Origin of the sequence: Diaphorobacter sp. C33 (genome assembly GCF_030503915.1) — a bacterium.
GTDB classification, from domain to species: Bacteria; Pseudomonadota; Gammaproteobacteria; order Burkholderiales; family Burkholderiaceae_C; genus Diaphorobacter; species Diaphorobacter nitroreducens.
Genome location: NZ_CP129980.1, coordinates 498,814 through 513,081 on the forward strand (window position 1 = coordinate 498,814; position 14,268 = coordinate 513,081).

General features: G+C 69.9%; 15 protein-coding genes. 7 read left to right on the forward strand and 8 right to left on the reverse strand.

The annotated features are described in order from the left end of the window. Nucleotides 1-92 precede the first annotated feature (92 nt). From QY917_RS02395 to QY917_RS02410, 4 genes are all read right to left on the reverse strand, one after another. Nucleotides 93-494 (reverse strand): hypothetical protein, encoded by a 402-nt coding sequence (locus QY917_RS02395; RefSeq protein ID WP_123676548.1) that lies wholly within the window; start codon nucleotides 492-494, stop codon nucleotides 93-95. A 75-nt stretch (nucleotides 495-569) separates the two neighbouring features. Continuing rightward, a complete protein-coding gene (locus QY917_RS02400; RefSeq protein WP_123676547.1) occupies nucleotides 570-1,196 on the reverse strand; it encodes a YitT family protein in 627 nt (208 codons plus the stop codon). Between the two features lie 147 nt (nucleotides 1,197-1,343). Further along, complete coding sequence (locus QY917_RS02405) at nucleotides 1,344-1,763, reverse strand: DUF3703 domain-containing protein (RefSeq protein WP_123676546.1); 420 nt, start codon at nucleotides 1,761-1,763, stop codon at nucleotides 1,344-1,346. After that, nucleotides 1,760-3,781, reverse strand: a complete 2,022-nt coding sequence (locus QY917_RS02410; RefSeq protein WP_123676545.1) for a cation-translocating P-type ATPase — start codon at nucleotides 3,779-3,781, stop codon at nucleotides 1,760-1,762. The genes QY917_RS02405 and QY917_RS02410 overlap by 4 nt, the downstream gene beginning before the upstream one ends. 40 nt (nucleotides 3,782-3,821) lie before the next feature. Between QY917_RS02410 and QY917_RS02415 the strand changes: the two genes are divergently transcribed. The 4 genes from QY917_RS02415 (at nucleotide 3,822) to QY917_RS02430 (ending at nucleotide 6,902) form a co-directional block, all read left to right on the forward strand. Continuing rightward, nucleotides 3,822-4,280: a MerR family transcriptional regulator gene (locus QY917_RS02415; RefSeq protein WP_088887098.1), complete on the forward strand. Its 459-nt coding sequence runs from the start codon at nucleotides 3,822-3,824 to the stop codon at nucleotides 4,278-4,280. A gap of 109 nt (nucleotides 4,281-4,389) precedes the next feature. Then, complete coding sequence (locus tag QY917_RS02420) at nucleotides 4,390-5,199, forward strand: ABC transporter permease (RefSeq protein WP_123676544.1); 810 nt, start codon at nucleotides 4,390-4,392, stop codon at nucleotides 5,197-5,199. 15 nt (nucleotides 5,200-5,214) lie between these two features. Next, on the forward strand, nucleotides 5,215-6,225 hold the full coding sequence (locus QY917_RS02425; RefSeq protein WP_123676543.1) for an MlaD family protein: 1,011 nt from the start codon (nucleotides 5,215-5,217) through the stop codon (nucleotides 6,223-6,225). After that, entirely contained in the window at nucleotides 6,222-6,902 is a 681-nt protein-coding gene (locus QY917_RS02430; RefSeq protein WP_123676542.1) for a hypothetical protein, read from the forward strand. Before QY917_RS02425 ends, QY917_RS02430 begins: the two co-directional genes overlap by 4 nt. Nucleotides 6,903-6,969: 67 nt before the next feature. On the opposite strand, the gene QY917_RS02435 is transcribed toward QY917_RS02430, so the two are convergent. From QY917_RS02435 to QY917_RS02450, 4 genes are all read right to left on the reverse strand, one after another. Beyond that, entirely contained in the window at nucleotides 6,970-7,143 is a 174-nt protein-coding gene (locus QY917_RS02435) for a hypothetical protein (RefSeq protein WP_011805784.1), read from the reverse strand. A 177-nt stretch (nucleotides 7,144-7,320) separates the two neighbouring features. Continuing rightward, complete coding sequence (locus tag QY917_RS02440; RefSeq protein ID WP_123676593.1) at nucleotides 7,321-8,838, reverse strand: NAD(P)H-hydrate dehydratase; 1,518 nt, start codon at nucleotides 8,836-8,838, stop codon at nucleotides 7,321-7,323. A gap of 41 nt (nucleotides 8,839-8,879) precedes the next feature. Then, nucleotides 8,880-10,127 (reverse strand): FAD-dependent oxidoreductase, encoded by a 1,248-nt coding sequence (locus QY917_RS02445; RefSeq protein WP_123676541.1) that lies wholly within the window; start codon nucleotides 10,125-10,127, stop codon nucleotides 8,880-8,882. 54 nt (nucleotides 10,128-10,181) lie between these two features. Then, complete coding sequence (locus tag QY917_RS02450; RefSeq protein WP_123676540.1) at nucleotides 10,182-11,525, reverse strand: amidase; 1,344 nt, start codon at nucleotides 11,523-11,525, stop codon at nucleotides 10,182-10,184. Nucleotides 11,526-11,725: 200 nt separating this feature from the next. Here QY917_RS02450 and rpsB point away from each other — a divergent pair, with 200 nt between their 5' ends. The 3 genes from rpsB to pyrH all read left to right on the forward strand — a co-directional run bounded on the left by rpsB (nucleotide 11,726) and on the right by pyrH (nucleotide 14,263). Beyond that, nucleotides 11,726-12,478 carry a 30S ribosomal protein S2 gene (rpsB, locus tag QY917_RS02455; protein ID WP_015912864.1) on the forward strand — a complete coding sequence of 251 codons (753 nt, stop codon included), beginning with the start codon at nucleotides 11,726-11,728 and terminating at the stop codon, nucleotides 12,476-12,478. A gap of 108 nt (nucleotides 12,479-12,586) precedes the next feature. Continuing rightward, a complete protein-coding gene (gene tsf / locus QY917_RS02460) occupies nucleotides 12,587-13,483 on the forward strand; it encodes a translation elongation factor Ts (RefSeq protein WP_123676539.1) in 897 nt (298 codons plus the stop codon). A gap of 57 nt (nucleotides 13,484-13,540) precedes the next feature. After that, nucleotides 13,541-14,263 carry a UMP kinase gene (gene pyrH / locus QY917_RS02465; RefSeq protein ID WP_011805778.1) on the forward strand — a complete coding sequence of 241 codons (723 nt, stop codon included), beginning with the start codon at nucleotides 13,541-13,543 and terminating at the stop codon, nucleotides 14,261-14,263. Nucleotides 14,264-14,268 lie beyond the last annotated feature (5 nt).

Here is a 14,268-nt window from a genome sequence, read left to right on the forward strand (position 1 = left end):
GTCAAACATGACAAAACCGCGTCCGCGACGCTCGGCTGCGGCCCCGTCGGGGGACATGCAGCCGATTGCGGACGCACTTCGGGCGTCAGTGCTCAGGAGATGGGTGGCTTGATGGCTTGCGCAGCCGTGGCGCTGGCAAAGGGGGTGCCATGGTGCGGTTGCAACGTGCTGTCGTGCCGTCCATGGAAGGCGGGCGCCCAGACCGGCGCGTAGAAGGCCGAATGGCAGGCGCCGCAGGCCGAACAGCCGGCGGGGTGTTCCGCGTGGACCGCCCCGCCGGTATCGCAGCAGTGCGGCTGTGCTGATGCGCTGGCATGGTCGCCGTCATGACCACCGTGGTCGTGCGTGTCGCTTGCCATAGCGTGGTGGGTAGCGGCTGCCGCGATGGTGGGCTGCGCGGGCGTGGCCGGTGCAACGCCCATGGCCATGGCGTCGCCCAGCAGGCCCCGCAGGACCAGCAGCAGACCCAGGATCATGGCAACGGCGTGGCGCATGCAGCGAATGATACCGGCGCGGTGCAGGAAGTTCCCGCCAGAGCGAGCGCCGGGCGATGGCCCGGCCGCGTGCCGTCAGACCGCCATGTAGCGCCCTGGCCGGTGGTTCATGGCCAGCACCAGGTTGAGCGCCACCGCGCCGATGACCGACCACAGCACGCGCAGCGGCTCCACTGTGACCAGCGCCGCCAGCACGATGCAGCAGTCCACGGCCATCTGCACCTTGCCGGCGCGCCAGCCGAAGCGGTCCTGCAGGTACAGCGCCATGATGCCCACGCCCCCCAGGCTGCAGCGGTGGCGGAACAGCACCAAAAAGCCCATACCCATGATCAGCCCGCCGGTGATGGCCGCATACAGCGGCTGCAGTTCGCTGATCTGCAGGAACTGCGACTGCAGCTCCGACAGCACCGACAGCAGCGCCACGGCCGCGAAGGTCTTGAGCGTGAAGGCCAGGCCCAGCTTGCGCAGCGCCAACCAGTAGAACGGCAGGTTGAGCACGAAGAACAGCTTGCCGAAGCCGATGCCCGTGGCGTAGTGCAGCACGAAGGCCAGCCCCGCCATGCCGCCGGTGAGCAGCCCGGCGCTGGCGAGGAAGGCCACGCCCACGGAGATCAGCGTCACGCCCACGCCAATCGCCACGGCGTCTTCGGTGCGGGTGTGCGGGACCATGGCGGGAGCGGCGTTGGCGGTGGTGGTGGACATGGGCGGGATCGGCAGTCGCCGTGGTGACCGGCGGGGGCGCGATTGCACCACGGCATCGGTCGCTGTGTCTTGCGCTGGGTCAAATTCCCGTGTCTGGGCAGTGTGATGCTCCTAAAAGATGAGCTGTGTTCGATTGTCAGTCGGGCGTTAGAGGTCGATTTGACTCATCTCTGGGGCACCCGGCGTGCCGGGGGGCTGGGTGGCCTGCATGGCTTCGGTGATGCATGCGCGCACGGCCACGCTGGGCACCATGGGCCGCAGTGCGGGCACGCTGGCACGGCCGATGTTGCCCTGCGGCAGCCGGCGCACCAGGTGGCCCACCAGCGTGAGGCCCAGCCGCGCCCATTGGCCCCGAGCCTCCGGCGCGTCGCCCAACTGGCGCGCAAAGCGCAGCATCTGCCAGTGCGCGCGCCAGTGCAGGCCCAGGCGGTTCTGGCCCACCACATGGGCGGCCTCCAGGTAGCGCCAACGCTGTTCGGTGGGCGCATCCACGCTGGTGCGCCAGCGCTGCAGCAGGTAGTCGTAGGCGGCGCGCTGGCGGCTTTGTGGTGATTGGGTCATGGTCATGCGGCCTCCTTCGCCGCGATAGAGGCACCGCGGCGCAGGCGCAGCCCGTTGGCCACCACCAGCAGGCTCACGCCCATGTCGGCTGCCACGGCCATCCACATGCTGGCCATGCCCAGCAGCGCCAGGGTGAAGAACGCGGCCTTGATGCCCAGCGCCAGGGTGATGTTCTGCCACAGCACGGCGTGTGCGCGGCGCGCCAGCCGCACGGTGTCGGGAATGCGGCGCAGGTCGTCGTTCATGAGTACCACGTCGGCCGTCTCCATGGCCATGCCGGTGCTGTGTGCGCCGCCCATGGCGAAGCCCACGTCGGCCTGGGCCAGCGCGGGGGCATCGTTGATGCCGTCGCCCGCCATGGCGGTGGGGCCGCGCGTGCGCTGCAGCGCGGCCAGGGTGTCCAGCTTGTCCTGCGGCAGCAGGCCGCCGAGCGCGTCCTGCGCGTCGGTAATGCCCGCCTCGGCCGCGATGGCCTGTGCGGTGGCCGGGTTGTCGCCGCTCAACACCACCGGGTGCACGCCCAGCGCGCGCAGTTCGGCGATGGCCTGGCGCGCGTGGCCGCGCAGCGGGTCGGCCACGGCGAACAGCGCGCGCACGGCCTGCGCGTCAGCCAGCAAGGTGACGGTGCGGCCCTGCCGCTCCTGTTGGGCCAGGGCGTCTTCGAGCGCAGCGTCGGCCAGGCCTTGTTCGCGCATCAGGCGCAGGTTGCCCAGCCACCAGCGCTGGCCGCCCACCTCGGCCTGCACGCCGCGACCGGGCAGGGCCTGCAGGTTCTGCACGCCGTTGTGGGGGGCCGCGGGCAGGCCGGCGGCGATGGCGCGCGAGACGGGGTGCTCAGACCGGCTGGCCAGCTGCCAGGCCACATCTGCCACGGCGTCGGCATCGGCGCCGTTCAGGGCACGCCACTGCACCAGGGCAGGGCTGCCGGTGGTCAGCGTGCCGGTCTTGTCCAGCGCCACCACGCGCAGGCCGCGCGCGGCCTCCAGCGCGCTGCCGCCCTTGATGAGGATGCCGCGCCGCGCGGCGGCCGTGAGCGCGCTGACCACCGTGACCGGCGTGGAGATGACCAGCGCGCAGGGGCAGGCGATGACCAGCAGCGCCAGCGCCTGGTAGGTGGACTGCGTCCAGGTCCAGCCCATCAGCGGGGGGGCCAGCAGCGCCAGCAGCACGGCCAGTGCGAACACGACGGGCGTGTAGATGGCGGCAAAGCGGTCCACGAAGCGCTGGATGGGGGCCTTGCTGGCCTGCGCCTGCTCCACCGTGCGCACGATGCGCGCAATCAGCGTGTCGCCGGGCGGGGTGTTCACCTGCATCAGCAGCTCGCCCTGCTGGTTCACGCTGCCCGCGTACAGCGGGTCGCCGGCGGCCTTGTCGGCCAGTTGGCTCTCGCCGGTGATGGGGGCCTGGTTCACGCTGCTGCTGCCGTGGGTGACGGTGCCGTCCAGCGGCACATGCGCGCCCGGGGCGATGCGCACGGTGGCACCCAGCGGCACCTGGTCCACGGGCAGGCTCAGGGTGCTGCCATTCGGCTGCAGCACGTCGGCCGTGGCGGGCGCCAGTTGCAGCAGCTGGCGTATGGCATGGCGCGCGCGGTCCATGGCGCCGTCCTCGATGCGCTCGGCCGCCACGTACAGCGCCATGACCATCGCTGCCTCGGGCCACTGGCCGATGAGGAAGGCGCCCGTCACCGCCACGGCCATGAGCGCGTGGATGCCCAGGCGCAGGCGCGCAAGGTCTTTGAGGCCCACCCGGTACACGCCCAGGCCCGACAGTGCAATCGCCACCACGGCCAGGGCCATGCCGGCGTAGTCCTGCTGCATCCAGTGCGCCGCCTCGGCGCCCGTGGCCAGGGCCAGCGCCGCGGCGATGCGCGGCCAACCGGGCAGGGTGCCGTGGTCGTGGCCGTCGCCCGCCGATGTGCTGCAGGCGCAACCGCTGCATGCGGATGCAGGCAAAGGAGGCAGGTTTGCCGCGCCCGGGCCATGGGAATGGGACGCGGAATGGGAGGAATGGCTTTGGCTCATGCCATGATTGGAAACCTTGAAGCCACTCGAAGGTCAAGCCATGCTGCGACAAAGCCCCCGCCACCGTATCGGTGATGCCGCCCGGCTCTCGGGCGTGCCACCGGCCAACATCCGCTATTACGAAAAGGAAGGCCTGCTGCCCGCGCAGACCCGCGCGGACAACCGCTACCGCCTCTACAGCGACGAGGAGGTCCACCGCATGCGCTTCGTGCGGCTGTGCCGCGCCATGGACATGTCGCTGCAGGAGGTGCGCGGCCTGCTGGCATTGGACGCCTGCAGTACCACCGACGGCCATGCCGCCTGCGTCACGCTGGACGAGCACCTGGCGCACGTGCGCACGCGCATGGCCGAGCTGGCGACGCTGGAGCAGGAACTGCTGTCGCTGCGCAGCCGTTGCGACGGCACGGGAAGGCAGTGCCACGTGATCGAGGCGTTGCACGCACGCGCCGATGCCGATCCCGTGCCGCCCGCAGGGCCGGCGGCCCGCAGGCATGTATGAGGCCCATGGCACAGGTTGCTATGGTGTTAATAGCTGCTAGCGCTTGCTGCATAAGCGCTAGCGGCTAATTTGTTACTTATCGAATGCAGCCTTCACCTATGATCCGCGCATGAACGCCAGCCTGCACCCTTTCATCGTGCCCCGGCGCCTGTGGGCCCAGGCGCGGCGTTGGGCCGTGGCGTGGTGGCGCATCATCTACCTGGGCGCCGTGGTCATGGTGCTGATGCTCTCGCCGTCCAGCTACGGCCGCGCCACGCGCTGGCGGCTGGCGCGCCACATGTACCAGGACACCGCGCCCATCCTGCTGGGCTTCACGGTGCTGGCGGCGCTCATCAGTCTGGTCATTACGCGCATCGTGGTCGTCACGGCGCTCAGCTACGGCCTGTCGCGCTATGCGCTGGAGATGGTGATCCGCGTACTGGTGCTGGAGCTGATCCCGCTGACCGCCGCGCTGTTCGTGGCGATGCGCGCCACCATCCCCAACGGCACGCAGCTGGCGCTGATGCGCCAGTCGGGCCACCTTCAGGCTCTGCGCCAACGCGGCGCCGACCCCGTGCGCATGGAGCTGCTGCCGCGCGTGGTGGCCGGCGTGTATGCCAGCATCACGCTGGCGGCGCTGTCGTGCGTAGTGGCGCTGGTCATGGCCTACCTGGGCGTGTATGGGCTCAACACGGCGGGGCTGCCGGTGTACACGCGCATGTTCGGCCATGTGTTCGCGCCGCAGATCACGCTGGTGTTCGTGCTCAAGACCGTGTTCTTCAGCCTGGCCGTGGCGCTGATTCCCATGGCTTCGGGGCTCTACGAAAGCGGCGACGCACGCCAGGCCCAGCAGCCCGACTCGGAGCTGGGCGGGCTGGCGCGCATGTTCGCCGTGCTGCTGCTCATCGAGGTGATCTCGCTGATGGGCAATTACTACTGATTTCATGGCCACGCGATGACCGATCCGCAACGTCCCCAACCCCCGCTGTCCGAACCGCCGGCGAACGTGCCGGTCGAGCTGCTGCGGCCCGTGGCCCATCTGGAGCGCAAGGCCGCGGCGCTGCTGCTGTTCACGCTGGTGCTCGTGCTGGGTGCCGGCCTGTACCTGCTGTACGCGCGCGGCGCGTTCGAGCCCACGCAGCGGCTGGTGCTCACGGCCGAAGATTCCGAGGGCGTGGTCGTGGGCATGGACATGACGTTCTCGGGCTTTCCCATCGGCCGGGTGCGGCGCATCGAACTGGCCGAGACCGGCAACGTGCGCATCCTCATCGACGTGGCCCAGCGCGACGCGCACTGGCTGCGCACCTCCAGCGTGTTCACCCTGGTCAGCGGGCTGGTGGGCGGCACCACCATCAAGGCCTACAGCGGCATGCTGGCCGACCCGCCGCTGGAGGACGGCGCCGAGCGCCCCGTGCTGCGCGGCGACGCCACGGCGGAGATTCCGCAGCTCATGTCATCGGCACGCCAGCTGCTGGACAACCTGAACGCCATGACCGGCGCAGAGTCCGCCCTGGGCGGCGCCATGGCCCAGGTGCGCACGCTCACCGAGCGGCTCAACGCGCCTGGCGGCGCCCTGGGCGTGCTCATGGGCAACGAGGCGGACGCGAAGAAGATCCTCACCACGCTGGAGCGCACCAACCAGTTGCTCGCGCGCATCGACGGCATGGCCGCCAAGGCGGACAGGCAGGTCTTCGGTGCGGGGAGCGACCCCGGGCTGGTGCCCGAGGTGCGGGCCGCCGTGGTGCAGCTCAACGGTTTGCTGGCCGACGCGCGCCAGAGCCTCACCAAGGTGGACGCCGTGCTGGCCGAGGCCCAGGCCGTGGGCGCCAATGCGCGCGAGGCCACGACCGACCTGGGCGCATTGCGCGCCGAAGTGGAAGGCAGCCTGCGCAAGGTGGATGCGCTGGTGAACGAGATCAACCGCAAGTGGCCCTTTGCCCGCGAAACGGAGCTAAAACTGCCATGACCTCCCTGCAGCTTCTCTTGTGCCGGGGCTTGGCTCCCGCGCTGGCCGTGGTGCTGTCGGCCTGCGCCGGCAAGGCGCCGGTGCCCGACTGGCAGATGAATGCCCACGGCGCGGCCGAGCGGGCGACCGAGGCCTACCTGTCCGGCAACACCCGCGTGGCCGACCAGGAATGGACCCGCGCACGCGCCGAGGTGGCACGCACCGGCCGGCCCGAGTTGCTGGCGCGCGTGGAGCTGATGCGCTGCGCCGCGCAGGTGGCCAGCCTGCAACTGCAGCCCTGCACGGCTTTCGAGCCGCTGCGCGCCGATGCGGCGCCGCCGGAGCAGGCCTATGCCGACTACCTGGCAGGCCGCGCCACGCCCGCGCAGGCGGCGCTGCTGCCCGAGGCACAACGCGCCGCAGCAGCCAGCCCCCAGTCCATTGCCGGCATTGCCGACCCCTTGGCGCGCCTGGTGGCAGCGGGTGCGGCCGTGCGCGCCGGGCGCGCTACGCCGGAAGTCATGGTGGTGGCCACCGACACCGCCTCGGCGCAGGGCTGGCGCCGCCCGTTGATGGCCTGGCTGCTGCTGCGCGCCGAGCGGGCGGGTGCGGCGGGCGATACCGCGTTGGAGGCCGCGCTGCGGCGGCGCGTCGCTGTGGTGGAAAGCGGCGGCGCACCCGCCAGCACCGTGCGCTGAAGCCCGGCCCGGGCGGCCCGCAAAAAAGCCGCCCGAAGGCGGCTGGAGGGGAGGAGTGAGAGGGAGCTCAGTCGAAGACGCCAGCGGGAACGAGTTGCTCCAGCTGGCTGTGCACCTGCGAGTCGGCCACCTGGGTCGTCTGGTGGGGCACCAGGGTCATGACGCTGGCCGCGAAGGCCAGGACCACGGTGACCACAAAGGCCGCGTAGGCGCGCGATCCGGGGCGGAAATGGCGTTTCATGGCAGTACCTCAGGTGGGTGGGACACACGGTATGCATGCATACCAAGACATGGAGCGATTAAAGCGCTTCAGTCCACATACCGTCTGTAAGACAAGATAGATATGCGCAGCTTGGAAACCACCGTTACCGTTGGATGCAATCCCTCCGGCGGCTGGGCCGCGCGGCGCGCTGCGTGGTCAGCCTGCGTTCAGGGAGTGTGCGAGCGCTCCTGCGGTGAGGGATCTCCCGGCGGGCCAGCGGTCGGCGGCAGCGCCGTGCTCCCAGCAGGCGTTGCCCGCCGCCGCAAATGCCGCACCGGCCTGTGCAGGCTCCGCGGCCAAGCGCGCCCCCACCAGACCGGCCAGCACGTCACCGGTGCCGCCCGTGGCCAGACGCGCATTGCCCGTGGGGTTGATGAGGGGCGTGTGCCCCGGTGCGGCAATCACGCTGCCCGAGCCCTTGAGCAGCACGGTGCAGCCGTACTGATCGGCCAGCGTGCGCGCCGCGGCCAGGCGGTCGGCCTGCACGGCGGCCGTGGTGCCGGCCAGCAGCCGCGCGGCCTCCAGGGGGTGCGGAGTCAGCACGGTGGGGCGGCCCTGCCGGCCACGCTCGCGCAGCAGATGCTGCAGATGGGGGTCGGCGGCCACGGCGTTCAGCGCGTCTGCGTCCAGCACCAGGCGTGCCGATTGCTGCAGGACGTCTGGCAGCACGGCCGCCACGGCCGCGCCGCCGCCACAGCCGCAGACCACGGTGGCGTGGTCCAGCGCCAGCGCGTCACAACGGCGCAGCATCAGTTCAGGCTGCTGCGGCAGGGCGGGGAGTGCGCCGGCGTCCAGCAGCGCCACCATCACGCGGCCCGCGCCGGCGTGCAACGCCGCGCTGGCGGCTAAAAGAGCCGCACCCGTCATGCCCATGCCGCGCGCCTGCAGGCCTTCGCCGCCGATGACGGCCACGTCGCCGTAGCAGCCCTTGTGGCTGGCATGGGCGCGCACTGCCGGGGCGGGGGGGCCGGCGAGCCAGGCGCAAGGGGTTTCGGTTGATGCTGACACGCCCAGGTCATCAAACCACACGCTGCCCGCTGCGTCGCGGCCCTGGCCGGTGAACAGGCCTGGCTTGAGCGTGAGCAGGCTCAGCGTGTGGCGCGCCGCCGTGGCACCTGGATGGGCCGGCGCCAGCCCCGGGATGTACTGGCCTGATTCCGCTACCAGGCCGGAGGGTAGGTCCACGCACAGCGTGGGTGCCGCGCAGGCGTGCATGCGGGCCAGCCATTGCAGCAGCCGCGCGTCGGGCCTGCGGGGGCGCGGATCGGCGCTCAGGCCGATGCCCAGCAGCGCATCCACGCACAGGTCCTGCGGACCGAGGGAGGGCGGCTCAGCCGCGAACGGCACGCCTGCCTCTTGTGCGCGCTGCCAGGACTGGCGCGCGTCGGCAGGCGCCGTCTCGGGCGTTCCCAGCCAGGTCACCACGACCGGGTGGCCGCCGCGGTGCAGCAGCAGGGCGGCCTCCAGCCCATCGCCGCCGTTGTTGCCGCCGCCGCAGGCGAACCAGAAGGTGCGCGCATGCGGAGCCAGCGCGAGCGCCAACCGGGCCGTGGCCTGGCCGGCGCGCTGCATCAGCGTGTGCGGCGCGAGGGCAGCGGCGGCGCTGGCCTCCAGGCGGCGCGTGGCCGCGGTGTCGAACAGGGGATGGGGCCGGTCAGGTGCGATGCGCTGCATGCCCGGCATTGTGGCGCCGGGCGGGGGCCGTGCGAAGCGCGCTAGAAGCGCTGCGGCGCAAAGGGCTGCAGGTCAATCGCGGGGGTGCGCTGGGCGATCAGGTCCGCCAGGGCGCGGGCACTGCCACAGGCCTGGGCCCAGCCGCAAGCGCCGTGGCCGGTGTTGATCCACAGGCCGGACACACCGCTCGCGCCAATGGCGGGGGCGCCATCGGTCAGCGTGGGGCGCGCGCCCCGCCAGACCTGCACCTGCGGGGACGAGGTGAGTGCGCCGCCCGGGAACCAGCCCGACAGCGCGAGGTAGAGCGTCTGCAGCGTGGGCGCGTGGTGGCTGCCGTTGCCGTGCCCGATCTCGGCGCCGCCGGACACACGCACGCGCTGACCCTGGCGGGTGATGGTGATGCGGTGCAGCGGATCGGTCACCGAGCCCTGGGGTGCATGGCTGTCCTCGCGCACCGGCGCGCTGACGGTGTAGCCATGTACGGCCTCCAGGGGCAGGTGGCGCCCCAGCGGGCGCAGCAGCGCGGCGCTGGCCACGCCGGCGCACAGCACCACGGCGTCGGCCTGACGCGGGGCGGCTTCGCCTACGACGTGGACGCCGGGCGGCGATGCGCTGAGAGCGCGGACATGCGCGCCGAACACGAACTGTGCGCCGCGCTCCTGCGCCGCGTGGCGCAGGATCTGCGCAAACAGCCGGCAGTTGCCGGATTCGCCATCCGGTACATGCACGGCGCCCGCCAGCGGCACGTCGGTGGACAGGCCGGGCTCGATGAGCCGCGCGGTGTCGGCATCCACATCGCGCAGGCCCACGCCCGCGTCGCGCAGCACCTTCAGCGCGGGCTGCAGGCGCTCCACATCTTCGGGGCGGCGCAGCAGCACCAGAGTGCCGCGGCTGGTTTCCAGGTCCACGTCCAATTGGTGGATGAGTTCGCGCGTGCGTGCCAGGCTGTAGCGGCCCAGCCCTTCCAGCGCGGCCAGCCGCGCCGCCGTCTCGGGCCGGCGACCCGCCTGGGACCAGCGCCAGCGCCAGCGCCGGCCTGCCATGCCGGCGCCGCGTACCAGGCGCAGCGTGGCATCGCGGCTCCAAGGCCAGCGGCCGAGCGGCCCGCCCAGGCCCGGCGCCGCCCACGGCATGAGTAGCGAGGGCGCCAGCAGGCCGGAGCTGCCGAAGCTCGCCTCCTCTGCCGCGGCGCCGCGCTGCTCGACCACGGTGACCTGATGGCCGTCCGCGGCCAGTTCATAAGCAGTGGCCGCGCCGACGATGCCGGCGCCCACGATGATGATGTGCATGAGAATTGAAGCGGAATATGCCTCTAGCGCCCGTAGGACAAGCGCTAGCAGCTATTATTTTTGTAGTTCTTGTTCGATCAGCAGGCCGATGTTCAGCACCGGGTCGTCGCGCAGTGCGCCGTGCCACACCATCAGGCCCACGGGCAGTTCGCCCGCTTCGTGGCAGGGCAGGGACAGTGCGCAGCCGTCCAGCATGTTGACCACACTGGTGTTGCGCAGCAGCAATCCGTTGACGCGAAAGAACTCCGCGTCGCGCTCGCTGCCCGGCGCGACCGATGCGATGGGGGGCGCCACGATGGGGACGGTGGGCGAGAGCAGGGCGTCGAAGCCTGCCATGGCGGTCTGCATGCGCGCGATCCAGGCGCGCCGCGCGTGCAGCAGATCGATGTAGTCGGCCGCGGACATGCTGGCGCCGCGCTCGATGCGGCTCTTCACGCGCGGGTCGTAGGCGTTGCCGTGCCGTGCCAGCAGCGCGCGGTGCCAGGCGTAGCTTTCGGCGGCGGAAAACCCGCCGGTGGCGTTCACATCGGCCAACTGGGCGGTTTCTGCCAGGGCAATCTCGGTGATCTGCGCGCCGGCCGCGCGCAGGCGGGACAGCGTGCGCTCGAAGGCGCGGGCCACGGTGGCGTCCAGTCCGTCCAGGAACAGTGTGGCGGGTACGGCCAGCCGCCAGACCGACAGCGGTGCGGGGCTGCGCGTGACGCGCCGTGCCGCCAGGATCTCGTGCGCCACGACGGCATCGCGCACCGTGCGGGTGAGTGCGCAGGCCGTGTCCAGCGTGGTGGACAAGGGGACAGCGCCTTCGGTGGGCACGAGGCGCGCGGTGTTTTTGAAACCCACGATGCCGTTCAGCGCGGCCGGGATACGGATCGAGCCGCCCGTATCGGAGCCCAGGCCAATGAAGGCCGCGCCCGTGGCCACCGACACCCCGGCGCCCGACGACGAGCCCCCGCACACCCGCGCCGGGCCGGGCAGCGCGCCGTGGCGGGCGTCAAATGCGGCGGGCGTGCCGAAGTGCGGATTCACACCCACGCCGGAGAAGGCGAACTCCACCATGTGCGTGCGGCCGATGAACGCTGCGCCCGCGCGGCGCAGGCGCGCCACGGCCGGGCTGTCGGCCGGCGCGGGTGGCGCATCCCGCAACACGGTGGAGCCTGCGGCGGTGGTCATGCCCTGGATGTCGAACAGGTCCTTGACCGAGACGGCAAGGCCCGCCAGCGGCAGACGCTCCACGCCGGGCACGGCGGCTGCTGCGCGGGCCTGGTCGTAGCTGGTCTGGCGGAACACATGGGCGCAGGTGGGCCCTTCGGCGGCGGCGATGCAGCGCTCGATTTCATCGCGTGCGCTGCTGTGCCCGGCAGCTACGTGGCTGCGGGTGGAGACGAGGTCAGCCAACATGGGGATATGCTAGAATCTTTGGGTTTTGCTGAGAGCTGCGCCGCCGCCGTGCTGCCAGGCACCATGCAGAACTTAATCGCAAACCAGCCCTCTCAAGGTGTTGCCCTCTGCCCTCTCGTGGGACTGCAAGTTCCACGCAAGAGCAATTCAGTGGGCAAGTATTGAGGCTGGATTTTAGACCCAACCTTCGGAGAAACCTCATGTCCGTCACCATGCGTGAAATGCTGGAAGCCGGTGTCCACTTTGGCCACCAAACGCGCTTCTGGAACCCCAAGATGGCCCCCTTCATCTTCGGCCATCGCAACAAGATTCACATCATCAACCTGGAAAAGTCGCTGCCGATGTTCCAGGAGGCGCAGAAGTTCGCCAAGCAGTTGGCTGCCAACCGCGGCACGATCCTGATGGTCGGCACCAAGCGCCAGGCCCGCGAACTGGTGGCCGAGCAGGCCCAGCGCGCTGGCGTGCCCTATGTCGACCAGCGCTGGCTGGGCGGCATGCTGACCAACTTCAAGACCGTCAAGACCTCCATCAAGCGCCTGAAGGACATGAAGGCACAGCAGGAAGCCGGCCTGGAGTCCATGAGCAAGAAGGAGCAGCTGATGTTCTCGCGCGAGCTGGAAAAGCTCGAGAAGGACATCGGGGGCATTCAGGACATGGCTGCGCTGCCCGATGCCATCTTCGTGATCGACGTGGGCTACCACAAGATCGCCGTGTCCGAAGCCAAGAAGCTGGGCATCCCGCTGATCGGCGTGGTGGACTCCAACCACTCGCCCGAGGGCATTGACTACGTGATCCCCGGTAACGACGACTCGGCCAAGGCTGTGGCCCTGTACGCTCGCGGCATCGCCGACGCTATCCTTGACGGCCGTGCCAACGCTGTGACGGAAGTGGCCAAGGCTGTGGCTGCCGAAGGCTCCGACGAATTCGTGGAAGTGGACGAGAACGCCGCCTAAGTCAAGGGCCGCGCGATGCGTCGCAAAAAAAGCGGGGCCCCTGGTGAGCCCCCTTTTTTTTAGCTTCTGATCCTGTAACGAACTGAACTCAAGAACTGGAGAAACACGATGGCTGCAATTACCGCAAGCATGGTTGCCGAACTGCGTGGCAAGACCGATGCCCCCATGATGGAATGCAAGAAGGCCCTGACCGAGGCCGACGGCGACATGGCCAAGGCCGAAGAGCTGCTGCGCGTCAAGCTGGGTACCAAGGCCGGCAAGGCCGCTTCCCGCGTGACGGCCGAAGGCGTGGTGGCATCGTTCATCAACGGCAACGTGGGTGCGCTGATCGAAGTGAACAGCGAAACCGACTTCGTGTCCAAGAACGACAGCTTCATCGCCATGGCCAACGCCGCCGCCAAGCTGGTCGCGGAACACAACCCCGTCGACATCGAAGCCCTGGGCCAATTGGCCTATGAGCAGGACGGCTTCGGCCCCACCCTGGAAGATGTGCGCAAGGGCCTGATCGGCAAGATCGGCGAGAACATGTCTTTCCGTCGTTTCAAGCGTTTCAGCGGCTCCAACCTGGCCGCCTACCTGCACGGCTCGCGCATCGGCGTGGTGGTGGAGTTCGACGGCGATGCCGTGGCCGCCAAGGACGTGGCCATGCATGTGGCCGCCATGAAGCCCGTGGCGCTGACCAGCGCCGACGTGCCTGCCGACCTGATCGCCAAGGAGCGTGCCGTGGCCGAGGGCAAGGCCGCCGAGTCCGGCAAGCCGGCCGATATCGCCGCCAAGATGGTCGAAGGCTCGGTGCAGAAGTACCTCAAGGAAGTCTCGCTGGCCGACCAGGTCTTCGTGAAGGCCGCCGATGGCAAGCAGACCGTGGCCCAGATGCTCAAGGCCGCCAACACCACGGTGAAGGGCTTCACCCTGTACGTGGTGGGCGAGGGCATCGAGAAGAAGGTGGACGATTTCGCCGCCGAGGTGGCTGCGCAAGTCGCTGCCGCCAAGTCGGGCGCCTGATAGCGCCTGCCGCCCACGCCCTTCATCCCCCCAGTCCAGCCTTACGGAGAATTGCCCATGACCCTCGCCACGCCAGCCCACAAGCGCATCCTGCTCAAGTTGTCTGGTGAGGCGCTCATGGGCGATGACGCATTCGGCATCAACCGTGCCACGATCGTGCGCATGGTCGAGGAGATCGCCGAGGTCACTCGCCTGGGCGTGCAAGTGGCGGTGGTGATCGGCGGGGGCAACATCTTCCGCGGTGTGGCGGGTGGGTCCGTGGGCATGGACCGCGCCACGGCCGACTACATGGGCATGCTGGCCACCGTGATGAACGCGCTGGCCCTGGCGGACGCCATGGACAAGCAGGGGCTGACGGCCCGCGTGATGTCCGCCATCGGCATCGAGCAGGTGGTTGAGCCCTACGTGCGTCCCAAGGCACTGCAGTACCTCGAAGAGGGCAAAGTGGTGGTGTTCGCCGCCGGAACCGGCAACCCCTTCTTCACCACCGACACGGCCGCCGCGTTGCGCGGCGCCGAGATCGGCGCCGAGGTGGTGCTCAAGGCGACCAAGGTCGACGGCGTGTACACGGCCGATCCGATGAAGGACCCGTCGGCCACGCGCTATGCCAAGCTCACGTTCGACGAGGCCATGAGCCGCAACCTGGGCATCCTGGATGCGACGGCCTTTGCCCTGTGCCGCGACCAGAAGCTGCCGATCCGCGTGTTCTCCATCGTGAAACATGGCGCGCTGAAGCGCGTGGTGATGGGCGAAGACGAAGGCACGTTGGTGTACGCTTGATGGCT